This window comes from Glycomyces sp. NRRL B-16210 (assembly GCF_000719515.1).
GTDB lineage: Bacteria > Actinomycetota > Actinomycetes > Mycobacteriales > Micromonosporaceae > Glycomyces.
This window is the reverse complement of record NZ_JOGR01000009.1, coordinates 1-23,680: the sequence shown is the minus strand read 5'-3', so window position 1 is coordinate 23,680 and position 23,680 is coordinate 1. Positions and strand designations below refer to the sequence as shown.

The window sequence follows — 23,680 nt, the reverse complement described above, 5'->3', positions numbered from 1 at the left end:
ACAACTGCGCCCCTTCGGGACCATGCTGCGTGAAAGCGGCGGGAGGCGGCGGGTTCGTCACTTATGGTGGGTTCAGCGCCTGTGCCGATGAACGGAGCCCGCCCGATGGCAACGACCGAGACCCCCGCTGAACCCGAGGACGCGCTGCCGCAGTCGCCGCTGCCGCCGGTCGAGAGCGAGGAGCGCCAGGCGACGCTGCCGGTGGACAAGCCGGTGTTCTGGGTCAGCGCGATCGTGATCGTGGCGGTCATCGTCTTCGGCGCGGTGTTCCCCGACCGGTTCGAGAGCGGTTCGACCGCGGCCCTGGACTGGGTGATCGGGAACTTCGGGTGGCTGTTCATCATCGCGGGGAACATCTTCGTGGTGCTGGCGATCTACATCGCCGTCAGCCGGTACGGCAACATCCGGTTGGCGGCGTCCTCCGACGAGGAGCCGGAGTTCGGGACGCTGCCGTGGATCTCGATGATGTTCGCCGCGGGGATGGGCATCGGCCTGATGTTCTACGGCGTGGCCGAGCCGCTGTCGCACTACCTGGACGCGCCGCCGCCGCTCCAGTTGGACCCGGCCTCGCCGTTCTACGCGGACCAGCTCCGGGAGGGCTCGCTGGTCTACTCGTTCTTCCACTGGGGACTGCATCCGTGGGCGATCTACGCGGTGGCCGGTCTCGCGCTGGGCTATTCGACGTTCCGCAAGCAGCGCGGGAACAACCTGAGCGACGCGTTCGCGCCGCTGACGGGCCGGCGGCGGTGGGGTCCGGCGGTGGGCCGGCTCATCGACCTGCTCGCGGTGTTCGCGACGGTGTTCGGGACGGCCGCGAGCCTGGGGCTGGGGGCGCTCCAGGTCGCGGTGGGGCTGGAGATCGTCGCGGACGTGCAGAGCTCGCAGCAGTTGGAGATCATCGTCATCGTCGCCTTGACGGCGGCGTTCGTGGCCTCGGCGTTCTCGGGGGTGCACCGGGGCGTCAAGTGGCTGTCGACGACGAACGTGGTCCTGGCGCTGTTCCTGGTCCTGTTCGTGTTCATCGCGGGGCCGACGCTGTTCATCCTCGACGCGTGGCCGAACGCGGTCGGCGGGTACCTCGCGGAGCTGACGAGCCTGTCGAGCGTGACCGGCGCGTTCGGCGGCGAGGAGTGGATGGCGAAGTGGACGATCTTCTACTGGGCGTGGTGGCTGTCGTGGGCGCCGTTCGTGGGCACCTTCATCGCCCGCATCTCTCGGGGGCGGACGATCCGCCAGTTCGTCGTCGGGGTGCTGCTGGTGCCCTCGGCGGCCTCGACGCTGTGGTTCGCGATCCTGGGCGGGACGGCGCTGTGGAAGCAGTCGCAGGGGGCCGACTACGGCGCGGAGCTGGCCAAGGGCGAGGAGTACGCGCTGTTCGCGATGCTCGACTCGCTGCCGCTGTACAGCCTGCTCGCGGGCCTGTCGATGGTCTTGGTGGCGATCTACTTCGTCACCGGCGCCGACTCGGCCTCGCTGGTGCTCGGGTCGCTGTCGAGCCGCGGTTCGCTGGCGCCGAAGAAGCCGCTCGTGGTGTTCTGGGGCGCCACGATCGGCGCGGTCGCGGCGGTGCTGCTGGTCTCGGGCGGCCTCGAAGGGCTCAAGAACGCGACGATCATCGTGGCGCTGCCGTTCGTGGTGGTCATGCTCGCGCTGTGCGTGGCGCTGATGAAGGAGCTGTCGAAGGACCCGGCGGCGAACCCGCTGCGGGCCCACCTGCGGCAGAAGGGGTTCCGGGAGGCCGTCCGCAAGCTCGTCGGCGAGGAGGTCGAGACGCGCAGCGGGCACCGCAACCCGTGGGGCCGGGCCCGGATGCGGTTCGGGGTCAGGAACGGACGCCGGACCGGCGGGGAGGAATAGGGACACGGGCCGCTAGGTTATGCAGTGAACCTGCGGCGGAAGGAATCCTCATGAAGGCGATCGTGGTCTCTGCGACCGGCGGGCCGGGCGTGATGCGGCTGCTGGAGGGCGAGGACCCGGGCCCGCGCCCGGGCCAGATCGCCGTCAGGGTCGCGGCGGCGGGCGTGAACTACATCGACGTCTACCACCGCTCGGGCGCCTACGGGCTGCCGCTGCCGTTCACGCCGGGCCTGGAGGGCGGCGGCTACGTCGCGGCCGTCGGCGAGGGCGTGACCGATTTCGAGGTCGGCGACGAGGTCGCGTGGAAGAGCGTGCCGGGCTCCTATGCGGACGTGGTGGTGGGCGACGCGGCCGAGTTCGTGGCCGTCCCCGAGAAGGTGGCGGTCGAGACCGCCGCGGCGGTCATGCTCCAGGGGCTCACCGCGCACTACCTGTGCAACACCGTCTACCCGGTCCAGGAGGGCGACACGGTGATCGTGCACGCCGCCGCCGGCGGCGTAGGGCTCCTGCTCACCCAGATGGTCAAGTACCGCGGCGGGAAGGTCATCGGGACCGTCTCGACCGACGCGAAGGCGGAGCTGGCTCGCCAGAACGGCACCGACCACGTGCTGCGCTACGACGGCTTCGCCGCGAAGGCCCGGGAGATCACCGACCGCGAGGGCGTCGCGGCCGTGTTCGACGGCGTCGGCAAGACCACGTTCGACGAGAGCGTCGCCGCGCTGCGCCCGCGCGGCGTCATGGCCCTGTTCGGGCAGTCCAGTGGACCGGTGCCGCCGGTGGACCCGCAGGTGCTCCACCGGGGCGGCTCGCTGATCCTGACCCGCCCGACCCTGGCCGACTTCACCGCGACCCGCGAGGAGTACGTGCGCCGCACCGAAGAGGTGTTCCAGATGATCGAGGACGACAACCTCCTGGTCCGCGTGGGCGAGACCTTCCACCTGGAGGAGGCCGCCGAGGCCCACCAGGCCCTGGAGTCGCGCAAGACCGCCGCGAAGCTCCTGCTCATTCCCTGAGGTGTGAACGAACGGTCCGAGACGACGCGCGCGAAATAGGCGGCCTTCGCGGAATACGACCCTATGATCCGGTGGCATCCGCTCCTCAATGGAAGGACCACCGATCGTGCATCTCCCGACCGGCCGGCGCGTGACACTCGTCGGTGCGATCGGCGCCGCGCTGCTGCTCGCCGCTGCGCCCGCCCTCGCCCAGGACGACGAACCCGGTTACGCCGCATGGACTCTGGAAGGCGGCAGCCGCGCCTACACGGGAACGATGACGCTGCCGGGGAACTTCCCGGCCGCCGAGTTCACCAGCGACGCCCGCTCCGACTCGCTGCTGCGCACCGGCATGAACACCTGGCTCGGCGAGAACACGCCGTTCGGCGAGGTCTACGGCTCCAGCCGGAACCAGCCCTATCCGTCGCTGCGGCCGAACACCAACACGCCGCCGATCCCCTCGACCACGACGTACACCTTCGCGGCCCCGACCCCGGCGAGCGGATGGGGCTTCGCGCTGGGCGACATCGACGCCGACACGGTCACCGTCTCGGCCACCGGCGCCGACGGCGAGCCCGTGCCGGTCGGCGCGCTCGGCTTCCAGGACACGTTCAACTTCTGCGAGACGACGCCGCGACCGAACACCTGCACGGGGGTGACCGATTTCCACCAGCCCACGTGGGACCCTGCCACGGGCACGCTCGCCGGCGACGGGGCCGACCGGACCGGAGGCGTCGGCTGGTTCCAGCCCACGGTGCCGCTGACGACGCTCACCTTCACGTTCACGCCGCTGAGCGGAGCCCCCACCTACCAGACCTGGTTCGCGAAACTCGCGCTGCCGGACCCCGAGGAGCCGACCGACGAGCCGGGCACCGAAGCGCCCACAACGCCACCGACAGCGGCACCGACCGGCGAACCGGGCGCCGAGCCGAGCGCGACCGAGCCCGGCGGCTCGGCCAAGCCCGCGGCGGACGGCGGCCGACCGACCCTGCCGAGCACCGGGGCGCCGCTGCTCGCCACCGCGGCCGCGGGCCTCGCCGCACTGGGAGCCGGAGCGCTCCTGCTGGCCGCCCGACGCGCACGCACAGAAACGAACTGACGGGTCGGGGTCGCGGCGTACCGCGACCCCGACCCGCCAATCCAATCCAATCGGCTACATCGCCGGTTCGAGCAGACCTGCCCCGCTCGCCGGTCGGAGCGGGTCCGGCCGGCTCGCTCATGCGATCCGGCCAGTCCCGCCCGCTAGTTCGAGCGGGTCTGCTCGACCCAGGAGCCGTGGAGCCCCGCGTAGACCGAGCCCTCCTCGGCGGCGAGTTCGGCGTGCGGGCCCTGCTGGACGAGGCAGCCGGAGTCGAAGACCAGGACCTCGTCCGAGGTCTCCGCCGTCGACAGGCGGTGGGCGATGATCACCGTGGTGCGACCGCGGGTCACCGCGTCCAGTGCGGCCGAGAGCCGCAGCTCCGTCGCCGGGTCCACCGCGCTCGTGGCCTCGTCCAGGACCAGCAGGTCCGGGTCGGCCACGTAGGCGCGCACCAGCGAGACCAGTTGGCGCTCACCGACGCTCAGGTTCGCACCGCTCTCCCCCAGCTCGGTCTCCAGGCCGCCCGAGAGCGCCTCGACCCAGTCTTGGAGCCCCAGCTCCGCGAACGCCACGTAGATCTCCGCGTCCGTCAACTCGGGCTTGGCGAACCGGACGTTGCGCGCCAGGGTCCCGTTGAACAAGAACCCCTCCTGCGGCACCATCGTCACGCGCCCGCGCAGTGAGGCGAACGTGACGTCGGTGAGCGGCATCCCGCCGAGGACCACATGGCCCGAGGTCGGGTCCATCAGGCGCGTCAGCAGCTTCGCGAACGTGGTCTTGCCCGAACCGGTCTCGCCGACCACGGCCACCTTCGAGTGCGGCCGGATCTCGACGTCGATCCCGTGCAAAACCTCCTCGCCGCCCGGATAGGAGAACCGGACGCCTTCGAAGCGGACCCCGAGCGGGCCTTCAGGAAGGTCCACGCCGTCAACCGGGTCGGCCACGTCGGGCGCGGTGTCGATGATGTCGAGCACCCGCCGCCAGCCCGAGACCGCGTTCTGGGCCTCGTTGAGCGTCTCGGTGCCGATGACGATGGGCTGGGTGAAGAGCACGACCAGGAACAGGAACGCCGTCAGGGCGCCGACCGTCATCGAGCCGTTCGCGACCAGGAACGCCCCCAGGACCACCACGACCGCGTTGACGCCCAGGTAGACGAGTTCGCCCGCGCCGAAGGAGAACGCCGAGCGGCTGATCGCGCGGGTCTGGTCCTTGCGGTGCTCGTCGATCGAGGCGTCCAGGCGCTCGCTGGTGCGCCGCCCGACCCCGTACGCGCGCACCGTGCCCGCGCCGACCACCGACTCCGAGACGGCCGACAGCATCCGCGAGACGCTCCCGCGCACCTGCGTGTAGGCCGAAGCCAGGTGCCCCTGAAGCCATTTGATCAGCCAGGTCACGGGGATGAACACGATCCACACCGCGATCGCGAGCTGCCAGGAGTAGACGAACATGACCACGGTGGCGACGATGATCTGCGCCGTCGAGGTCACCAGGATCATGCCGCCCTGCTGGAGGAACTGGCTCACCTGGTCGATATCGGTCGTCACGCGCGCGGTGAGCGACCCGCGCCGCTCCGACTGCTGGTGCAGCATCGACAGGTCGTGGATATGCCGGAAGGTCTTGCGGCGCAGGTTCGCCAGCGCGTGCTCGGAGACGACGAACAGGCGCCGGTTCATCAGGTAGTTCGCCGCGGTGGTCAGGAGCAGGGCGGCCACGCCGATGGCGGCGACCACGGTGACGTACCCGAGGTCGGGGCCGCCTTCGCCGAGGATGCCCTTGTCGAGGATCTGCTGGGCGCCGATGGGCACGACCAGGCGGCCCAGGGCGGTGACGGCGGCGAGGAACACGGTGAAGCCGAGGCCGCGGCGCAGTTCGGGCGAGAGCCGGAGGCCGCGCTTGACGGTCTCCCAGGGGCCGGGCGGGGCGTCCGCGGGGGCGGCGGCCCGCTGCTCGGGGGCCCGCTTTTCGGTGTCTGGCTGCTGCGCGCTCACGCCGCGGTCTCCTCGTCGTTGAACTCGCTTTTGTTGAACTCGCCGCCGCTGAATGCGCTGTCGCCGTATTCGGCGTCGTGGAACTCGCCGTCTTTGAGTTCGCCGTCCTTGAACTCACTGTCGAATTCGCGCTCGGCCTCGGCCCGCTCGTAGGCGGTCACGAGTTCGGCGTACGGGCGGTGGTCCCGGAGCAGCCCGGTGTGGGTGCCCTGGGCGGTGATGCGGCCGTCTTCGAGGAAGACGACGCGGTCGGCGAGGGCGATGGTGGCCCTGCGGTAGGCGACGACGAGGACGCTGGCCGACTCGGAGGAGTGCTTGAGGCCCGAGAGGATCTGGGACTCGACCTTCGGGTCGACGGCGCTGGTGGCGTCGTCGAGGACGAGGAGGCGGGGTCTGCCGGCGAGGGCGCGGGCGAGGGTGAGTCGCTGGCGCTGGCCGCCGGAGAGGGTGGTGCCCCGTTCGCCGACTTCGGTGTCGAGGCCGTCGTCGAGGGAGGCGGTGAACTTCTCGGCTCCGGCGGCGACGAGGGCGTCCCAGAGGCGGTCGTCGTCGAGGCCGGCGCGGTCGAGGGAGAGGTTGGCGCGGACGGTGTCGTCGAAGACGAACGGGATCTGCTGGACGAGGGCGGTGTTGCGGGCGAGGGCGGCGTGGGTGAGGTCGCGGAGGTCCTCGCCGTCGAGGCGGACGGTGCCGCGGGCGGGGTCGATGAGGCGGGCGGCGAGGTGGGCGAGGGTGGATTTGCCGGAGCCGGTGGCGCCGACGAGGGCGACGGTGCTGCCGGGCTCGACGGTGAAGCTGACGTCGGTGAGGGCTTCGTGGCCGTCGGGGTAGGCGTAGGCGACGTGGTCGAAGGCGAGTTCGGCGGCGGCGCCGGTGTCTTGGAGTTCCTTGTCGCCGTAAGTCATGTCGCCGGTGGCGGCGAGGACGTGGTCGACGCGTTCGCGGCCGACGACGGAGCCGGGGAGGTCGCCGAGGACCCAGCCGATGGCGCGGACGGGGAGGGCGAGGACGGAGAACATGAAGGCGACGGTGACGAGCTGGCCGAGGTCGATCGCGCCGGCCTGGAAGCGGGCGAGGCCGACGAGGAGGGCGAGGATGACGCCGATCTCGGGGAGTCCGGCGATGGCCGGTTCGAAGGCGGCGCGCAGGCGGCCGACGCCGATCATAGCGTCGCGCAGCTCGGTGGCGGAGGCGCTGAAGCGTTCGGTCTCGGCGGCTTCGCGGCCCATGGCCTTGACGACGAGGGCGCCGTCGAAGGACTCGTGGCCGACGGCGGAGACTTCGGCGCGCAGTTCCTGGGCGCGTTTGGCGCGGGGGGCCATCTTGGTGGCGAAGAGGGCGTTGAGGGCGAACAGGGTCGGGAACATGGCGAGGGCGACGAGGGCGACGGCCCAGTCGATGGAGAAGAACGCGACCATGGCGATGGCGACCATGAAGAGGGTGCCGCAGGCGAAGGGGAGCGGGGCGAGGGGGCGGGTGGCGGCCTCGACGTCGGCGTTGGCGTTCGAAAGGAGGGTGCCGGTGGGGTGCTTCTGGTGCCAGGAGACGGGGAGGGCGAGGTAGCGGCGGGTGATTCGGCGGCGCCAGTGGGCCTGGACGCCGAACATCATGACCCCGGCGCCGATGCGGCGGGCGCACATGGAGGAGAAGCGGATGATCGAGGTGCCGAGGAGGGCGGCGACGCCGATGACGACGGAGCCGAGGGCGACTTCGCCGTTCTCGTAGGCGGGGACGGCGATCTCGGCGACGACCCAGCCGATGACGAAGGAGAGGAAGAGGGTCAGGGCGGTGTTGACCATGGCGCCGAGGGCGGCGACGGCGAACGGCTTGGGCGCGATTCGGATCATGGCGCCGATGTTGCGCAGTCCGCGGCGGAGGATGCGGGCGTCGGTGGTCTGTTCGGCTGCGGTCGGTGCGGCGTCGCCGGTGGGCAGCGTCATTGGTTCTCCGGTCGGTGGGTGTCGCCAGGCGGGTTCCTAGCCGGTCGGCAGGCAATCGGTAGCAATGATGCCTCGCGCCGCCGACGGACGCCACCCGGATTCGCGGAGGGCGCAGGCGCGCGGGGGGCGAAAGTGCCGTGACCGGTGTTGCGCCGGTTGCGGAACCCACTGGTGCAACGGCGATCGGAAGTCGGGCATTCCCGGGCCGCGCCAGACGGCGAACCACCGACAGATTCGGCGCACTACCGCTTACTGATTACCATCCCTATCCCCCACCCTCCCGGGGAAAGGTAGCCCCAACATTCCCGCCCGGGTACGACAAGAACCGGCCCCGGCGGCCGCCGTGTCACCCTAAGGTGTGAGGCGCCGCCGGCGAGCCGAAAGGGCCGCGGTCAGCGGACCGGGTGGCCGGCTTCGCGCAGTTCCTGCTTGACCTCGCTGATCGCGACGTCGCCGAAGTGGAAGATCGAGGCCGCGAGCACCGCGTCGGCACCCGCGTCCACCGCCGGCGGGAAGTCGGCGGCCTTGCCCGCCCCGCCCGAGGCGATCACGGGGATGCTCACCGCGGCGCGCACCGCGGCGATGAGGTCGAGGTCGAAACCGCGCTTCATGCCGTCCGAGTCGATCGAGTTGAGCAGGATCTCCCCCGCCCCCAGTTCGGCCGCCCGCGCGCACCACTCGACCGCGTCGAGCCCGGTCGACCGCTTCTGGCCGCCGTGCGTGGTGACCTCCCAGCCCGAATCGGTCTCGCGCCCCGAGGCGACATCGGCCGACAGGACGAGGACCTGGTTGCCGAACCGCTCGGCGATCTCCGAGATGACCTCGGGCCGGAGGATCGCGGCGGTGTTGATGCCGACCTTGTCGGCCCCGGCGCGCAGCAGCCGGTCCACATCCTCGGGCGTGCGCACGCCGCCGCCGACGGTCAGCGGGATGAACACCTGCTCGGCGGTGCGGGCGACGACGTCGTACATGGTCGCGCGGTCGCCGGAGGAGGCGCTGACGTCGAGGAAGGTCAGCTCGTCGGCCCCCGCCGCGTCGTACGCGGCGGCGAGCGCCACCGGGTCGCCCGCGTCGCGCAGGTTCTCGAAGTTGACGCCCTTGACGACCCGCCCGGCGTCCACGTCCAGGCAGGGGATCACTCGCACCGCAACACTCATGCCGCAACTCTAGCGATAGGACCGCTCCCGCCCGCGTGTCGCTCCACCGTCGATACGGTCGCCTAATTTACGATTCCTGTTATGGTTGCTGTTATGAAGACGATCACGGTGAACATCTCAGATCACGCCTACAAGCAGTTGAAGGATGCGGCTGAGCGCGACGGGAAGACGCTCGCCGCGTACGCCCGGCCGGCGATCGAGAAGGCGGCGTACGCCGCCAGCCTCGCCAAGTTCGCGGGACCCGACGGCGGTCCGCCCCACTACGACCCCGAGTACATGGCGAAGTACCAGGCCGATGTCGACCGCGTCATCTACGGGGACAACGGCTGATGCGACCGGGAGAGATCCGCGATCGGCTCGACGCCGATCAGATGGGGCCGGTCGTCGTGATCAGCTCGGAGCTGTTCAACTTCGGGATGAACCGAGTGCTCGTCGCACCGCTGCTCGCGACGGCGGGAATCGCCCCCAGCATCCCCGTCAAGGGAGGCCACCTCGCGTTCCCGCTGCTCCTTTCGCTTCCCCTGGCCGCGCTCAGCGATCCTCGCGGCCGCATCGACGACGCCGACCTCGAAGAGGTGCACGGCTACCTCGCCGGGGCCATGACTCGCTGACCACCCGCCCACGCGTACGACACAGTCGGCCCTCCTCCGCCGAGCGGAGGAGGGCCGACTGTGTCGTACGCGATACTTCTCCTCCAAATCTTGAACATGTTCAAGAAGGTGCGGTAGCTTGAAATGGAAGTTGAACATGTTCAACTCACTGAGCCCCCGCACAGATCGGAGCCTGTCATGGACATGACGGTCATCGCCTACACCGCCTATCTCGTCGTCGCCGTCCCCCTCACCGTCTGGGTCGCCCGCACCCTCGGTGCCAACGGCTACCACTTCATCAAGGACGTCTTCGCCGGCGACGAGCAGCTCGCCCGCGCCGTCAACCGGCTCCTCCAGGTCGCCTTCTACCTCTTGAACTTCGGGTTCGTCGCACTGTGGCTGCGGACCAGCGCCCCCATCCCCGACGCCCGCGGCGTCTTCGAGACCGTCGCCGTCAAGGTCGGCGCCGTGCTCCTGGTCCTCGGCGTCCTGCACGTCCTCAACATCATCGTGCTCAACGGCTTCCGCAAGCGGGCCCACGTCGACGCCCGCGCCCTCTCGGCCATGGAGCCGCCCCAGCGACCCCGGCCCTACGGCGCCTGACCCAAGTAGGATCGCCGCGTGAGCGCAACTGCTTCGACACCATCGAGTCCCGGCGACACGGGCACCGGCCCGGAGTCGGCCACCGCATCCGCCCGCCCCTCCACGAAGGGCGAGCGGACGCGGCAGCGCATCATCGAAGTCGCCCTCGACATGTTCGCCGAACGCGGCTACGACAAGACCACGATGCGGGCGATAGCCGCCGAAGCCGGGGTGTCCGTGGGCAACGCGTACTACTACTTCAAGTCCAAGGAGCACCTCATCCAGGGCTTCTACGAGCAGGCCACGACCCGCCACGCCGAGCTCACCCCGCAGCTCCTCGACGGCAAGGAGACCCTGGCCGACCGGATCGAGGCGGCCCTGGTCGCATGGCTCGACATCGCCGGGCCCTACCACGCGTTCGCCGGCCAGTTCTTCAGGAACGCCGCCGACCCCTCCAGCCCGCTGAGCCCGTTCTCGGCGGACTCGACCGAGAGCCGCGACCGCGACATCGCCCTCTACCGGGAGGTCTTGGAGGGCTCGAAGACCAAGGTTCCGCGCGACATGGCCGACATCCTGCCCGAGATGCTGTGGCTGCACCAGATGGTCGTGGTCCTGTACTGGGTCTACGACGCCTCCCCCGACCAGGAGAAGTCCCGCGAGCTCGCCCGGCGCACCGCGCCGCTAGCCGCCCGCGTCGTCGCCCTCTCGCGCCTGAAGATCCTGCGGCCCTTGGTGAAGCAGGGTGAAGAGCTCGTCAGGGACTTCCTGATCACGCGCCGCCCGGCCTGACCGACGCCGAAGGCCGGCGGGACCGTTCGGTCCCGCCGGCCTTCGCTCGGCACCGGCTCAGCAGTCGCGCAGTTCCGGCGACTGGTTGAGCAGCTGCCCGCGCGGCGAGATGAACTTCCGGTAGGTGTCCGAGTCGACCTCGGACACGGGGAACGCCGCGATCCGGTGGCAGTTCTGGAACGCGAGCTTCACGCCGTAGTGGCGCTCCAGCGCCCCCCGCATCGCGTCCGAGGCCAGGACCCGCAGCAGCTGCCCGCGGGCCTGCTCGTCCGGCGGCGGCGTGGTGTTGTCGGCGAACTGCGTCGAGCCGCTCGACGAGACGACCCCGTTCTTCAGGTCGTTCACGACTTTCGCGATGAGCTCCCATGCGAACGGCAGCGACTGCTTCACGCAGTCGATGAAGTCGGCGTCGCCGACCTCCCCCGTTTCGGCCTTGGCGAGCAGGTCTTCAGAGACGTCAAGGGACATGCGTACTCCTCTCGGTTCGAATCGGTTCATTGTGCTCGGTCCGGTCCCCGCCCGCTGTCAAGTAGTGGACGCAGACGGGTTCGCGGAGGCGCACCGTCCAGAGCGGACCGCACGGCGCTGTGCGGCCGGTCAGACCGGCTGCGCCTGGAGCAGGTGCTCCCCGAGGACGTATCCGGGCACGATCTGGTCGGCCAGATCGACCCCGGCGCGGTCGTTGCCCCAGGCCCGGGCGGCCCGGCGGTGGAACTCGTGGGCCTGGCGGGTGAACTTCCCCCAGTCCTTGCCGCCGGCCGCGGCCCGCTCGCGCGCGGCGTCGATGACGGCGAGGTTCTCCGGTTCGAGCGACTCGACGGGCCCGACGCGGCCGCGTTCGGCGGCCTTGACGTACCGCGAGCGCGCGCACCAGCCCAGCAGCGCGTCGCCGACGTGCTCGCGCAGGAACGCGACGTCGTCGGCGTCGTCGATCTTGTTGCCGATCACGGCGATGTCCACGTCGTAGTCCTCGGCATAGCCGAGGTACTGCTTGTAGACGCCGACGCTGCGCAGGGTCGGCTCGCACACCAGGAAGGTGTGGTCGAAGCGGGTGAACATGCCGGAGGCGAAGGCCTCGGCACCGGCGACCATGTCGACGACGACGTATTCGTCGGTCCCGTCGACCAGGTGGTTGAGCAGCAGCTCGACGGCGCCCACTTTGGAGTGGTAGCAGGAGACGCCGAGGTCGTCGTCCACGAAGCCGCCGGTGGCGGCGAAGCGGATGCCCTCGTGCTCGGTGAAGAGCCGGTCGAGGACGGGGTTCGACTCGCGGACGGTGAGCAGCCGCGAGCCGGGCCCGGGCGGCGTGGTCTTGAGCATGAGGTCGGCGGAGGGGACGAGCGGGTTGCTCCCCCGCAGGTACTCCTTGATGTCCCCCAGGTGCTCGCCGAGGACCGGGCCCATGGCGGCGGCCTCGGGGTCGAGTCCGAGCGCGGCCGCGAGGTGCTGGTTGATGTCGGCGTCCACGGCCATGACCGGGTGGCCGAGCGCCGCTGCGCGCCTGGCGAACAGCGAGGCCATCGTGGTCTTGCCCGAGCCGCCCTTGCCGACGAAGGCGATTTTCATCGCGTTGATCCCCCACCAATTGAAAATGGTTGTTGATTTCAAAAGGAGGGTAGCAGAGCCCTGAAGTGAGTTCTGCTCATACGCCAAGGGCCCCACCGCTTGACGCGATGGGGCCCTGAAGCGGTGCGGTCACTCCGCGACGGCGGAGGTCTCGATCTGCTGGACCGCCCTGGCGGGGGCGGCGGTCTTCTTGCGCAGGCGCCGCTCGACGAGCACCACCAGCTTCGAGAGGGCGTACGCCAGCACGAAGTAGATGAGCGCGGCGATGATGAGCGCCTGGAGGTAGGACCTGCCGTAGTCGTTGCCGACGATCTTGGCCGAGTGCAGCAGCTCGGGGTAGGTGATGACGTAACCGAGCGAGGTGTCCTTGAGGAGGATCACCAGCTGCGCCAGGACCGCCGGGAGCATGTTCCGCAGCACCTGGGGCAGCACCACGAGGCGCTGCACCTGGCCGTGGCGCAGGCCGACCGCGTGGCCGGCCATGGCCTGGCCCGGGGGCAGGGCCGCCACGCCCGCCCGCAGGATCTCGGCCAGGACCGCGCCGTTGTAGATGCCCAGGCCCAGGACCAGGAACGTCAGGCGCCGCGTGTCGCCGCTCCAGCCGAGGACCTCGCTGGTGAAGCCGAGGCGCCCGTCGATGGTGAAGGTGACCCAGATGAGCAGCACCAGCGGCAGGGACCGGAAGAACTGGACGTAACCGGTGGAGGCCCAGCGGGTCAGCGCGAACCGGGAGATCCGGCCGAACCCGAACACCACGCCGAGGAAGAGGGCCACGACCGAGCCGAGCACGAACGCGAGGAGCGTGTCGAGGATGGCCGGGATCCAGGTGGTCTTGACGACCAGGACGTCGAGCGGGTTGGCCCAGCGGGAGGCCTCGAAGAAGCCCTCGGCGTTGAGCTGGACGGCCGCGAAGGCGAGGACGGCGATGATGACCACCGCCGAGATGAGGGAGGCGATGGCCGAGTTGCGCCTGCCCCTGGGGCCGAGCGCGTCGAACAGGACCGTGCTCTCTTGCTGTCTTCTGCTCATGAGTCACCCGCTCTCATCGGACGAAGGCGGTGCGTTTTTCAACGAACCGCACCAGATAGCTGAGGACGAAGGCGATCAGCAGGTAGCTGACGGTCACGCCGATGATGACCCCCCACAGGTCGAAGCGGCTCTGCGTGTCCTCGATGAGCCGCCGCGACTGCGCAGTCAGCTCCGGCACGCCGATGGCCAGCACGAGGGCGCTGTTCTTGACCAGTGCGATGAGGAGCGAGCCGAGCGGCGGGATGACCACCCGCACGGCCTGGGGCAGGATCACGCCGCCGAGGGACTGGCTGAAGGTGAGCCCGATCGAGCGGGCGGCCTCGGCCTGCCCCAGCGGGATCGAGTTGATGCCGCTGCGAAGGGTCTCGCCGACGAACGCCCCGGTGTACATGCCGAGTCCGAGCAGCGCCCAGACCCAGTTGTCGGCGACGATCCCGACGCTGGGCAGGCCGAAGTACATGATGAACAGGACGGCCAGGAGCGGGACGTTGCGGAACAGCTGCGTGTAGGCGTTGGCGGCCCAGCGGGCCGGAAGGGCGGGGCTGACGTGCATGACCACCAGGATCATGCCGATGAACAGGGCGATTGCGTAGCTGGCGAGGGTGACCCACACCGTGGTGCGCATGCCCGCCCACAGGGCCGCGACCATCAGGTCGAAATTGTCGAACAAGCGGTCTCCTCCATCGGGCGGGCGGTGGCGGCCGCTTGCGCGACCGCCACCGCTGCGCCGAACGGTCTACTTGGCTTCGTAGTTGAGCGGGACGGGCAGTGCGGCCGGGGTCTGCATTCCGGCGGCGCCGAAGGTGAGGTCGAAGGCCTTCTGCCAGTCGCCGTTGTCGATGATCTCGGAGATCATGCCGTCGATGAACAGGCGGGCGTCGGTCTCGCCGAACGGCATCGCGATGCCGTAGGGCTCTTCGGTGAAGATGTTCGCCGAGTCCAGGACGCGGAAGGCGTCCGGCTTGTCGACGGTGAAGCCGTACAGGATGGTCTCGTCGGTGCTGACCGCGTCGGTCTGGCCGTTCTCCAGCGCCTGGGCGCAGGCGGCGTAGTCGGCGAGCGGCGTGATGTCGGCCTCGGGGTTCTCGGCCTCGAGGTTGCCGATCGAGCCGGAGCCCTCGGCGATGCACACGCGCTTGCCGGCGAGGTCGGCCACGGAGTTGATGTCGGTGTTGTCGGCCGCGACCATGACGTTCTGGCCGGTCTCGAAGTACGGGCCGGCGAAGTCGAAGGAGTCGAGGCGCTCGGGGTACATCGAGTAGGAGGCGATGACCACGTCGACGGTGCCGTCGTTGACGTACGTCTCGCGGTTCTGCGAGGTGGTCTCGACGAACTTCAGGGTCGCGTCGTCGCCCTCCTCGACGACCTCACCGAAGATGTACTGGGTCAGCAGACGCGCGATCTCGGCGTCGATGCCCTCGATCTTGCCGGTGGCGGTGTTCTTCTGGCCGATCAGCGGCTGGTCGAACTTGACGCCGACGGTGAGGAAGCCCTTGTCCTGGATGTCCTGGATGAAGCCCGCGGGGATCTCCTCGGCCTGCTCCAGCACGTAGGAGCCTACCGACTCCTCCAGCTCGTCCTGCTTCTCCTGCTCCTGGCTGGCCTCGCCTGAACAGGCGCCGAGGGCCAAGAGTGCCGCGGCCGCGGTGGCCGCGGCTGCCTTGCGGAATGCGCGCATGGCGGTTTCCTTTCCTTATGGGGCGAACAGTGTGGTGTTCTTGTGGCTCAGTGGGTCATGACCTTGGACAGGAAGTCCTGGGCGCGTGCGGTCTTCGGGTCGTCGAAGAACTCGTCGGGGGTCGCGGTCTCCACGATCTGCCCCTCGGCCATGAACACGACCCGGTTGGCCGCGCGGCGGGCGAAGCCCATCTCGTGGGTGACCACGACCATGGTCATGCCTTCGCGGGCGAGGTCCTGCATGACGTCGAGGACCTCGTTGATCATCTCGGGGTCGAGCGCGGAGGTCGGCTCGTCGAACATCATGAGCTTGGGGTCCATGGCGAGGCCGCGGGCGATCGCGACGCGCTGCTGCTGCCCGCCGGAGAGCTGCGAGGGGTAGACGTCGGCCTTGTCGGCGAGGCCGACGCGGTCGAGGAGCTGGCGGGCGCGCTCGTTGGCCTCGGCCTTGGGCGTGCGGCGCACCTTGAGCGGGCCGAGCGTGATGTTCTGCATGACCGTCAAGTGCGCGAACAGGTTGAAGTGCTGGAAGACCATGCCGACGTCGGCCCGCAGGTTGGCGAGCGCGCGGCCTTCGGCCGGGAGCGGCTTGCCGTCCACGGTGATCGTGCCGGAGTCGACGACTTCGAGGCGGTTGATCGTCCGGCACAGCGTGGACTTGCCGGAGCCGGACGGTCCGATGAGGACCACCACCTCGCCGTCGCCCACGGTCAGATCGATGTCCTTGAGCGCGTGCAGCTCCCCGAAGTGCTTGTTGACCCCGGAGATGGTGACCATCGGAGCCTTCGGCGTTGATTCCATTCGTATCCCTGTGGTCGTTTGCAACCCTCGACTGGCGCGGGGCGAGCGGATTGGGCTTTAAGTACCCTAGGCATAGTAGTGTGACAGCTCACGCGCAGTTCTCGGGGCGGCGCAGGGCCGCAACTAGTCTGCAATTAAGTAACGGCATCATAAAGAACGACCCGCTCATAACGGGAACGAAGCCTCCCGGGAACACGCGTGACGCACGTGGCCTCCGGTGGCCGTTGCGGCCCCTTCGGGATTAGGGTCGAACCATGACCGCACCAGTGGAATCCGCGCGAACCGCGGTTGAAGGCAGCACGGTTGAGGCGAGCACGGTTGAGGGCAGCACCGTCGAGGCGAGCACTGTCGGGGGCGGCACCGACCCCTCGGTTCAGTTCGTCACGGCCGACGGGATCACCGTCGAGAAGCGAGGCCTGGTCGACTACCAGGAGGCCTGGGACTACCAGAAGGAGCTCCAGCAGCGCCGGATCGACGACGAGATCGGCGACACCGTACTCCTCCTCCAGCATCCGAGCGTGTACACCGCCGGGCGGCGCACCGAGACGTGGGCGCTGCCGCAGGACGGCACGCCGGTGGTCACGGTCGACCGGGGCGGCCAGATCACCTGGCACGGGCCGGGCCAGATCGTCGGGTACCCGATCGTCAAGATGCGCAGGAAGGTCGACGTGGTCGGCTACGTGCGCCGCGTCGAGGACATGATCGCGGCGGTCTGCCACGAGTTCGGGGTGGCCTCGGCTCGCGGGCGGATGCACGACCGCACCGGCGTGTGGCTGCCGGCCGACGACAAGGGACCGGAGCGGAAGATCTGCGCGATCGGGGTGCGAGTGCGCTGGGCGACGACCATGCACGGCTTCGCGCTCAACTGCAACCCGGACATGACGTACTGGGACCGGATCGCGCCGTGCGCGATCACCGACGCGGACGTCACGAGCCTGTCGCGCGAGCTGGGCCGCGAGGTCACCGTCGAGGAGGTCCTGCCGGTGGTCGAGAAGCACCTGGGGATGCTGCTCGAACAGGACTGAGCGACCTGGGCTCGGTCGCGCTTCGCGTCAGACGCAGTCGGCGTAGGCCTCGGGCTGCTCGTCGGCGAGCTGCGGGTCCTCGTTGAGCAAGACCTTGAGGATGTTGTTCCAGGCGTCGGACTCGGGGTAGAAGATCTCCGAGTGCGAGTGGACGCCTTCGACGGGCTTGCCCGAGATGCCCTGGTCGGCGAGGCTGAGCCCGTAGTCGTCGACCGCGTCGGGGGCGTCGGAGAGGTTCCCGGCGGCGAGGTTGCGCACGCCGGGGAAGTCGTCGGGGTCGGCGCCGTGGCCCAGCAGCGGCACGTACGGCATGCCCTGGACGTAGGAGATCGGGTCGCCGGGGGCGGTGATCGAGAAGCGGGAGCGGCACGGCTCGGTGTAGTCGGCGGGGCTGTAGACGTCGTTGCCCATGCCGGCCGAGGCGATGTGGAGGACCTGGTCGGCCTGCACGTCCCGAGTCTCGGAGTAGCCGATGACGGCGCCGCCGTAGGAGTGCCCGGCGAGAGTGAGCGGGGTGTCGGCGCCGATCTGGTTGCGCAGGTCGAAGGTGAAGGCCGCGAGGCTCTCGGCGGCGACCTGGGACCAGGAGGCCCAGGACTCCTCGACCCAGCCCGAGGGCCAGGAGGCGGCGGCCCAGACGACGATCGCGAGGTCGCCGTCGGCGGCGTCGACGAAGGACTTGGCGCGTTTGTAGTAGAGGTCGAAGTTCTCGCTGGAGAGCACGGCCGAGCCGCCGGGGACGAGGACGGCGACGTTCGCGGCGGTGTGGAGGTCGCCGACGACCTCGATCCAGGAGCCGTCGCCGGCGTTGTTGTACGGGTCGAGGTAGAGGAACTGCCGGTCGGTGCCGATGAGGGAGGCGAGTTCCTCGCGGGGCGGGCGCTCGGCGCCCGCCGTCCAGGGGCGCTCGGGGCCGGCGTAGGCGGTCGAGGCGGCGGTGGTGGATTCGAGCACGAGCCGGTTCGCGGCGATGCGGGCGTCGAAGGGCGCCCCGGGCAGCTCGGCGACGAGCGAGGGGTAGAGGACGGCGAGCCAGGCGGTCGGCGCTTCGCCGAGGTCGGTGAAGAAGGCGTTGACCTCGACCGGGTCGAGGCCGCCGCCCGCGGCCCGGAGTTCGGCGAGGGCGGCGCCGAGTTCGCCTGAGTCGGCGGTGGGCCTGGCGGCGGTGAGGTCGGCGGTGGCCTCGGGGTCGGCGAGGGCCGCTTCGAGGGCGGCCTCGGGATCGTCGCCGGTGACCGGGGCGGCGTCGCGGAGGGCCGCGAGCTCTGCTGCGGGGTCGGCGGTGAGGGTGGGGACCTCGTGGAGCTGCTCGGCCTCGGCCCCGCCGATGCGGGTGAGGCCGGCGAGGTAGACGAGCGCCAAAGCGGCGACGGCCGTCAGGACCGTCGCGCGCCACCACCGGAATCTCACCGGGTCAGCCTAACCGAGGCGGGAGGAGCGCGGCGAACGCTGCGAGTGTGAAGGCGGCCTCGGGAAACGGCCGCTCGCGGGCGCCGGGGACGCCCCGGGACGCCGGATCTCGCGCCTCCCGGCGACGATTCCGGCACGAGGATGCGGCCTGTCGCGGCGACCGGAACCGGTGGAAACCGGATGCGGCCGGATCGCGGGCACGCCGAGAGTCACCAGGAACCGAATTCGCGGCCCCCGGTCAAAAACCCTGACACCGGGGTACGACAATTCGTGCCCGAAGCGGTGCCGACGGTGGCGCGATTCACATCGGCGGGCGGTTCGGCGGGCACGCCTGTCGTGTCCGGGAGCCGTGCTTCGGGCCCCCGATATACAGGGTGCCTCGTGGGTACGACAATGCGGCGGGGCCGCTCTGGATACAGCCGGTTCGACGCGGCCGGTCAGGCGGCGGTGGCGGTGAAGCGGCTGCCGTTCGCGGTGAGGGTCAGCGGGAGGCCGAAGGCCTTCGACAGCGTCTCGGAGGTCAGCGCCTCGCCGATCGGGCCCGCGGCGATCACGCCGCCCGCCGACAGGATCAGCGCGTGCGTGAAGCCCGGCGGGATCTCCTCCACGTGATGCGTGACCAGCACCAGCGCCGGCGCCTCCGCGTCGCGGGCGAGCCCGGCGAGCGTCGCCACCAGGGCCTCGCGGGCGCCCAGGTCGAGCCCGGCCGCCGGCTCGTCCAGCAGCAGCAGCTCCGGGTCGGTCATGAGCGCGCGGGCGATGAGCACCCGCTTGCGCTCGCCCTCCGAGAGCGTCCCGTACAGCCGGTCGGCCAGCTGCGCGACGCCGAGCCAGCGCAGCAGCGAGGCGGCCCGCTCGTCGTCCTCCGGGTCGTACTCCTCGCGCCAGCGGCCCATCATGCCCCAGGCGGCGGTGCGCACGACGTCGAAGGCCTTCTCGTCGTTGGGGATCGCGTCGGCGACGGCCGTGGTGGACAGGCCGATGCGCGGACGCAGCTCGAAGACGTCGACCCGGCCCAGGCGCTCGCCGAGGATGTCGACCACGCCCGAGGTCGGGTGGTTGCGGGCTGCCGCTAGGTTGAGCAGCGTCGTCTTCCCCGCGCCGTTCGGGCCGAGGATGACCCAGCGCTGGTCGGCGTCGACTTGCCAGTCGACGCCGTCGAGGAGCTGGTTGCCGCCGCGACGGACGGTGACGCCGGACAGGTCGAGGACGCGTTCAGACTGAGCCACGGGTCAATGAAACCACGGACCGCCGACTCTCGAACGCGGGCGGCCCGCGCGGCGGCCGTAGGACACACGCGCGGACCTCGCGTGTCGGCTTCGCCGGTCCGAGGTCGCGGTCGCGGCGCGGCCTCGTCCGCGAGCGGCGCCGTCGGCCGGGCGAACTCCGCGCCGCCTACGCCGCGCAGTGCAACGCCGCCGCCTCCAGCGGCGTCTGATTAGTGCCGATGCCCACTCGGCGGGGCCCCGGCCCCGTCCGCTCCACTGAAGACTGGAATCGAGTACATGCCCCCCATCATCGAGATATCGGGGCTGCGGAAGACCTACAAGAGGGCCTTCCGGCAGCCGCACCACGCCTTGGACGGCCTCGACCTGGAGGTCGCCGCCGGCCAGGTGCACGGCTTCCTCGGGCCCAACGGCTCGGGGAAGACCACCACGCTGCGGGCCCTGCTGGGCCTCATCCGCGTCGACGGCGGGACCATGCGGATCTTCGGCGAGGCGGTGCCCCAGCTCCTGCCGCAGGTGGTCTCCCGCATCGGCGCCGTGGTCGAGTCCCCGCAGTTCTTCAAGCACTTCTCCGGGCGCCTGACGCTCCAGCTCCTCGCCGAGAGCGCGGGCCTCCCACGGACCCGCGTCGACGAGGTCCTGGAGCAGGTCGGCCTGCGCGAGGCCGCGAAGGTCTCGGTCCGCGGCTACTCCCTGGGGATGCGCCAGCGCCTCGCGGTCGCGCAGGCGCTGCTGAAGCAGCCGCGGCTGCTCATCCTCGACGAGCCCGCGAACGGCCTGGACCCGGCCGGGATCCACCACATGCGCGAGCTGTTGCAGTGGCTCGCGCATTCGCAGGGCGTGACGGTGGTGGTCAGCTCGCACCTGCTGTCGGAGGTGCAGCAGTTGTGCGACGCGATGACGATCGTGTCGCGGGGCCGCCGGATCGTGGACGGCAAGGTCGCCGACATCCTCGCGGGCCATTCGGGGACGAGCCTGAGCGTCCGGTTCCCGGACGCGGCCTCGCTGCCGGAGGCGGCCCTGGCGCTCACCGCCGAGGAGGGGGTGTCGGCCGCGATCGACCGGGAGCGGCTGGTGGTGACCGGCGCGCCCGAGGCGGCGTGGGTGACGCACACGCTCGCCGACGCGGGGATCTACCTGTCGGAGTTGACGACGGAGACGAAGAACCTGGAGTCGGTGTTCCTGGAGTTGACCGGGACGGCGCCGACTCCCGGCGGGACCGTCCAGATCGGGCAGTCGGTGGTGCCGCCCGCGGCGGTGCCGGTCGGCGATCCGCCGGTCGATGTCCAGGTGGAGGGTGTGGAGCGGTGAACCTGTTCAAAGCGGAACTGCGGCGGATCGTGCGCCGCCGCCTGTCGTTGATCTTCGGCATCCTCGTCGTGGCCGCGGTGCTGGTCGTGTCGGTGGTGACCTTCTTCAGTTCGAGCAAGGGCCCGACCGAGTCGGCCCTGGCCGAGGCGCAGGCGCAGGCCGACGCCATGAACGCCGAGTACCACGGCGAGTACGCCGAATGCATGGCCGACGAGGCGTTCTTCGAGGGCCCCGGTTGGGAGTGGACCGCCGAGGAGCCCGGCTTCGAGGAGCTGACGCAGCAGGAGCGGTGCGAGTGGTACGTCGGCAGTCCCGGCTACACGGCTGAGGACTTCCTGTGGTCGTACACGTTCGACCTCTCCGAGGAGGGCGTGGTGATGCTTATCGGGCTGGCGATCGTGGCGGGCCTGGTGATGATGCTGCTGGCGTCGTCGGCGATCGGCGCCGAGTGGTCGAGCGGCGGCATGTCGAACCTGCTGGTGTGGCATCCGAACCGGTTGCGGGTGTGGGGTGTGAAGCTCGCGGCCTCGTGCGCGGTCTGCGCGGCGGTGGTGATCGGGGTGCTGGCGCTGGCGTTCGGGCTGCTCTTCGTGGCGGCCGCGGCGCGCGGCGAGGTCGGGACGCTGGACGCGGCCTGGTGGGAGGAGACCCTCCAGGTGCTGGGCCGCACGGTGGCGCTGACGCTGGGGATGACGGTGCTCGGTGCGTCGCTGGCGATGCTGGGGCGGCACACGGCGATCGCGGGCGGCGTGATCGCGGGGTACCTGATCGTCGGCGACATGCTGGTGCGGGTGGCGGGCATGGCGTTGCGGATGCCGTTCCCCGACCGGCTCTCGCTGTACACGTGGGTGACGGCGTGGGTGAACGGGCGCATCGAGTTGTACGACTGGAGCGCTTCGAACTTCGACGGCACGGCCGACATCATGGTGATCAAGGCGACCGAGGCGGGGCTGCTGCTCGGCGCGGTGGTGCTGGGCTTCGCGCTGCTGGCGACCTTGGTGTTCCGGCGCCGCGACGTCGGTTAGCGGGTAGTGATTTCGCTGCCGCCGTCGCATTGCGACGGCGGCAGCGGTGTTCTCGGGGCGGTTGCTCAGTCGAAGAGGCTTTCGCGCACGCCGTCGAGGCCGTGGAGGATCGCGCCGCGCATGACGGGCTCTTCGACGACCGCGCCGGCGACGACGCTCGGGGTGACGGGGGCGAGCTGGGAGGTCTGGGCGGCGACGCGGCCTGCGAGTTCGAGCCCGCCGGCGTAACCGACCGGGCCGCCGAGGACGACGACGGTGGGGTCGAGCAGGACGCAGACGGCGACGATGCCGAGGGCGATGCCGCGGGCGATCTCGTCGAGGCAGGCGGTGCCCGCCTCGCCCGCGGCGATGGCCGCGCGCAGGATCTCGCCGGGTTCGGCGGCGTCGAAGCCGTGCTTGGCGCCGATGTCGAGGACGGCGTCGCCGCCGATGACGCGCTGGTAGGAGCCTTTGGAGAGGCGGGTGACGACGCCGCCGGTGGGCAGGTCGCCGCCGGGCACGGGCAGGAACCCGATCTCACCGGCCGCGCCGCTGGCGCCGCGGTAGAGCCGTCCGTTGAGGATGACGCCGAGGCCGAGGCCGCCGCCGAACCACGCGTACACGAAGTCGGAGGCGCCGCCGGCGCCGCCGGAGCGCTGCTCGGCGATGGTGGCGAGGTTGACGTCGTTCTCGATGGCGACGGTGGGGGCGAACTCCTCGTTGAGGGCGGTGCGCAGGCCGCGGTGCCAGGCCGGGAGGTTCCAGGAGAAGCCGATCTCGCCGCTGCCGGGGTCGATGACGCCGGGGGTGCCGAGGACGATCCGCTTGACCTTGGCCATCTCGATCCCGGCGTCGGCGACGGAGTCGGTGACGACGCGGCGCACGACCGCGACCGGGTCGGTGGAGCCCTCCACGTCGATCTCGGCGCGGCCGACGATGCGGCCGGTGAAGTCGGCGCAGGCGCCTTTGGTGGTCACGGGCCCGACCTCGACGCCGACGACGTAGGTGAAGGTGGGGACGGCCGCGTACAGGGAGGCGTTGGGGCCGCGGCCGCCGGATTTGGAGCCGATGACCTCGACGAGGCCGCGCCCTTGGAGGCGCTCCATCATCTGGGAGGCGGTGACCTTGGACATCGAGGTGCGCTCGGCGAGTTGGGCCCGGGTCTGCGGGCCGTCCTCGAGCAGCAGCTTGAGCGCGGCCTGGTCGTTGAGGACGCGCAGCAGCTTGGGCACCCCGGGGGTGTGGCTCTTCGGCATTGGCTCTTCCTTCTCCTCCGAGCCCACATTATCCACGGACGATCCATGCGACCGCTTTCACCGGCACGCACGGGCCCGAATTCGGCCTGCGGACGCCCTACAGCGATCCGATCCGGCTGCGCTCACCGCACCGCACCGCACCGCACCGCACCGCACCGCACCGCACCCGCACCGCACCGCACCGCACCGCACCGCACCGCACCGCACCGCACCGCACCGCACCGCACCGCACCGCACCGCACCGCACCGCACCGCACCGCACCGACGATTGTTCGCCTTCACTCACGCTTTCCGGTGAACAACCGCCGCCCGGCGGCTTTTCGGCCCGATTCCTGTCGGTGGCCCGAGCAACGCTTGCGCCAGACTTCCTTCCCCTCTCGGGAGGGTGGGGGTTAGGGA

General features: G+C 70.4%; 22 protein-coding genes. 10 read left to right on the top strand and 12 right to left on the bottom strand.

The genetic code is table 11. The features are described 5' to 3' along the window. Positions 1-105 precede the first annotated feature (105 nt). From IF12_RS0113420 to IF12_RS23065, 3 genes are all read left to right on the top strand, one after another. Positions 106-1,857: a BCCT family transporter gene (locus IF12_RS0113420; protein ID WP_051704363.1), complete on the top strand. Its 1,752-nt coding sequence runs from the start codon at positions 106-108 to the stop codon at positions 1,855-1,857. 50 nt (positions 1,858-1,907) lie between these two features. Further along, positions 1,908-2,870: a quinone oxidoreductase gene (locus IF12_RS0113415; RefSeq protein WP_030159033.1), complete on the top strand. Its 963-nt coding sequence runs from the start codon at positions 1,908-1,910 to the stop codon at positions 2,868-2,870. A gap of 106 nt (positions 2,871-2,976) precedes the next feature. Next, positions 2,977-3,948, top strand: a complete 972-nt coding sequence (locus IF12_RS23065) for a hypothetical protein (protein ID WP_133884355.1) — start codon at positions 2,977-2,979, stop codon at positions 3,946-3,948. Positions 3,949-4,091: 143 nt separating this feature from the next. Here the strand turns inward: IF12_RS23065 and IF12_RS0113405 are convergent, their stop codons facing one another. From IF12_RS0113405 to hisF, 3 genes are all read right to left on the bottom strand, one after another. Further along, complete coding sequence (locus IF12_RS0113405) at positions 4,092-5,918, bottom strand: ABC transporter ATP-binding protein (protein WP_081913574.1); 1,827 nt, start codon at positions 5,916-5,918, stop codon at positions 4,092-4,094. Continuing rightward, complete coding sequence (locus IF12_RS0113400) at positions 5,915-7,858, bottom strand: ABC transporter ATP-binding protein (protein WP_197034710.1); 1,944 nt, start codon at positions 7,856-7,858, stop codon at positions 5,915-5,917. Before IF12_RS0113400 ends, IF12_RS0113405 begins: the two co-directional genes overlap by 4 nt. 392 nt (positions 7,859-8,250) lie before the next feature. Continuing rightward, positions 8,251-9,015, bottom strand: coding sequence for an imidazole glycerol phosphate synthase subunit HisF (hisF, locus tag IF12_RS0113395; RefSeq protein WP_030159026.1), 765 nt, complete (start codon positions 9,013-9,015; stop codon positions 8,251-8,253). Positions 9,016-9,108: 93 nt separating this feature from the next. Between hisF and IF12_RS0113390 the strand changes: the two genes are divergently transcribed. The 4 genes from IF12_RS0113390 to IF12_RS0113375 all read left to right on the top strand — a co-directional run bounded on the left by IF12_RS0113390 (position 9,109) and on the right by IF12_RS0113375 (position 10,976). After that, positions 9,109-9,345: a hypothetical protein gene (locus IF12_RS0113390; RefSeq protein ID WP_030159023.1), complete on the top strand. Its 237-nt coding sequence runs from the start codon at positions 9,109-9,111 to the stop codon at positions 9,343-9,345. Next, positions 9,345-9,626, top strand: coding sequence for a hypothetical protein (locus IF12_RS0113385; RefSeq protein ID WP_030159020.1), 282 nt, complete (start codon positions 9,345-9,347; stop codon positions 9,624-9,626). The genes IF12_RS0113390 and IF12_RS0113385 overlap by 1 nt, the downstream gene beginning before the upstream one ends. Positions 9,627-9,803: 177 nt before the next feature. After that, positions 9,804-10,208, top strand: coding sequence for a hypothetical protein (locus tag IF12_RS0113380; protein ID WP_030159017.1), 405 nt, complete (start codon positions 9,804-9,806; stop codon positions 10,206-10,208). 18 nt (positions 10,209-10,226) lie between these two features. Next, positions 10,227-10,976: a TetR/AcrR family transcriptional regulator gene (locus IF12_RS0113375; RefSeq protein WP_197034709.1), complete on the top strand. Its 750-nt coding sequence runs from the start codon at positions 10,227-10,229 to the stop codon at positions 10,974-10,976. 57 nt (positions 10,977-11,033) lie between these two features. On the opposite strand, the gene IF12_RS0113370 is transcribed toward IF12_RS0113375, so the two are convergent. The 6 genes from IF12_RS0113370 to IF12_RS0113345 all read right to left on the bottom strand — a co-directional run bounded on the left by IF12_RS0113370 (position 11,034) and on the right by IF12_RS0113345 (position 16,049). Continuing rightward, positions 11,034-11,444: an SCO5389 family protein gene (locus IF12_RS0113370; RefSeq protein ID WP_030159012.1), complete on the bottom strand. Its 411-nt coding sequence runs from the start codon at positions 11,442-11,444 to the stop codon at positions 11,034-11,036. 129 nt (positions 11,445-11,573) lie between these two features. Further along, positions 11,574-12,542 (bottom strand): ATP-binding protein, encoded by a 969-nt coding sequence (locus IF12_RS0113365; RefSeq protein ID WP_030159009.1) that lies wholly within the window; start codon positions 12,540-12,542, stop codon positions 11,574-11,576. A gap of 129 nt (positions 12,543-12,671) precedes the next feature. Beyond that, positions 12,672-13,571 (bottom strand): amino acid ABC transporter permease, encoded by a 900-nt coding sequence (locus IF12_RS0113360; RefSeq protein WP_030159006.1) that lies wholly within the window; start codon positions 13,569-13,571, stop codon positions 12,672-12,674. Between the two features lie 13 nt (positions 13,572-13,584). Next, positions 13,585-14,241 carry an amino acid ABC transporter permease gene (locus IF12_RS0113355; RefSeq protein ID WP_051704362.1) on the bottom strand — a complete coding sequence of 219 codons (657 nt, stop codon included), beginning with the start codon at positions 14,239-14,241 and terminating at the stop codon, positions 13,585-13,587. 66 nt (positions 14,242-14,307) lie between these two features. Continuing rightward, positions 14,308-15,249: a glutamate ABC transporter substrate-binding protein gene (locus tag IF12_RS0113350; protein ID WP_051704361.1), complete on the bottom strand. Its 942-nt coding sequence runs from the start codon at positions 15,247-15,249 to the stop codon at positions 14,308-14,310. A 47-nt stretch (positions 15,250-15,296) separates the two neighbouring features. Continuing rightward, positions 15,297-16,049, bottom strand: a complete 753-nt coding sequence (locus IF12_RS0113345) for an amino acid ABC transporter ATP-binding protein (protein ID WP_030158998.1) — start codon at positions 16,047-16,049, stop codon at positions 15,297-15,299. Between the two features lie 254 nt (positions 16,050-16,303). On the opposite strand from IF12_RS0113345, the gene lipB reads away from it, so the two are divergent. Continuing rightward, positions 16,304-17,074 (top strand): lipoyl(octanoyl) transferase LipB, encoded by a 771-nt coding sequence (gene lipB, locus IF12_RS0113340; RefSeq protein ID WP_081913573.1) that lies wholly within the window; start codon positions 16,304-16,306, stop codon positions 17,072-17,074. Between the two features lie 27 nt (positions 17,075-17,101). On the opposite strand, the gene IF12_RS24175 is transcribed toward lipB, so the two are convergent. Together IF12_RS24175 and IF12_RS0113330 are read right to left on the bottom strand one after the other, a co-directional pair. After that, positions 17,102-18,484 (bottom strand): alpha/beta hydrolase, encoded by a 1,383-nt coding sequence (locus tag IF12_RS24175; RefSeq protein WP_051704360.1) that lies wholly within the window; start codon positions 18,482-18,484, stop codon positions 17,102-17,104. A gap of 437 nt (positions 18,485-18,921) precedes the next feature. Further along, a complete protein-coding gene (locus tag IF12_RS0113330) occupies positions 18,922-19,713 on the bottom strand; it encodes an ABC transporter ATP-binding protein (RefSeq protein WP_035749069.1) in 792 nt (263 codons plus the stop codon). A gap of 276 nt (positions 19,714-19,989) precedes the next feature. Between IF12_RS0113330 and IF12_RS0113325 the strand changes: the two genes are divergently transcribed. Both IF12_RS0113325 and IF12_RS23055 read left to right on the top strand, forming a co-directional pair. Further along, a complete protein-coding gene (locus IF12_RS0113325) occupies positions 19,990-21,021 on the top strand; it encodes an ABC transporter ATP-binding protein (protein ID WP_051704359.1) in 1,032 nt (343 codons plus the stop codon). After that, positions 21,018-22,046 carry an ABC transporter permease subunit gene (locus IF12_RS23055; RefSeq protein WP_035749068.1) on the top strand — a complete coding sequence of 343 codons (1,029 nt, stop codon included), beginning with the start codon at positions 21,018-21,020 and terminating at the stop codon, positions 22,044-22,046. The genes IF12_RS0113325 and IF12_RS23055 overlap by 4 nt, the downstream gene beginning before the upstream one ends. 65 nt (positions 22,047-22,111) lie before the next feature. Here the strand turns inward: IF12_RS23055 and IF12_RS0113315 are convergent, their stop codons facing one another. Continuing rightward, positions 22,112-23,281, bottom strand: a complete 1,170-nt coding sequence (locus IF12_RS0113315) for an ROK family transcriptional regulator (RefSeq protein WP_030158984.1) — start codon at positions 23,279-23,281, stop codon at positions 22,112-22,114. Positions 23,282-23,680 lie beyond the last annotated feature (399 nt).

Coding starts and splice junctions, on each gene's coding strand:
- IF12_RS0113420 (WP_051704363.1), top strand. CDS start 106: ATGGCAACGACCGAGACCCCCGCTGAACCCGAGGACGCGCTGCCGCAG.
- IF12_RS0113415 (WP_030159033.1), top strand. CDS start 1,908: ATGAAGGCGATCGTGGTCTCTGCGACCGGCGGGCCGGGCGTGATGCGG.
- IF12_RS0113400 (WP_197034710.1), bottom strand. CDS start 7,858: ATGACGCTGCCCACCGGCGACGCCGCACCGACCGCAGCCGAACAGACC.
- hisF (WP_030159026.1), bottom strand. CDS start 9,015: ATGAGTGTTGCGGTGCGAGTGATCCCCTGCCTGGACGTGGACGCCGGG.
- IF12_RS0113390 (WP_030159023.1), top strand. CDS start 9,109: ATGAAGACGATCACGGTGAACATCTCAGATCACGCCTACAAGCAGTTG.
- IF12_RS0113385 (WP_030159020.1), top strand. CDS start 9,345: ATGCGACCGGGAGAGATCCGCGATCGGCTCGACGCCGATCAGATGGGG.
- IF12_RS0113380 (WP_030159017.1), top strand. CDS start 9,804: ATGGACATGACGGTCATCGCCTACACCGCCTATCTCGTCGTCGCCGTC.
- IF12_RS0113370 (WP_030159012.1), bottom strand. CDS start 11,444: ATGTCCCTTGACGTCTCTGAAGACCTGCTCGCCAAGGCCGAAACGGGG.
- IF12_RS0113365 (WP_030159009.1), bottom strand. CDS start 12,542: ATGAAAATCGCCTTCGTCGGCAAGGGCGGCTCGGGCAAGACCACGATG.
- IF12_RS0113360 (WP_030159006.1), bottom strand. CDS start 13,571: ATGAGCAGAAGACAGCAAGAGAGCACGGTCCTGTTCGACGCGCTCGGC.
- IF12_RS0113350 (WP_051704361.1), bottom strand. CDS start 15,249: ATGCGCGCATTCCGCAAGGCAGCCGCGGCCACCGCGGCCGCGGCACTC.
- IF12_RS0113345 (WP_030158998.1), bottom strand. CDS start 16,049: ATGGAATCAACGCCGAAGGCTCCGATGGTCACCATCTCCGGGGTCAAC.
- lipB (WP_081913573.1), top strand. CDS start 16,304: ATGACCGCACCAGTGGAATCCGCGCGAACCGCGGTTGAAGGCAGCACG.
- IF12_RS0113325 (WP_051704359.1), top strand. CDS start 19,990: ATGCCCCCCATCATCGAGATATCGGGGCTGCGGAAGACCTACAAGAGG.
- IF12_RS0113315 (WP_030158984.1), bottom strand. CDS start 23,281: ATGCCGAAGAGCCACACCCCCGGGGTGCCCAAGCTGCTGCGCGTCCTC.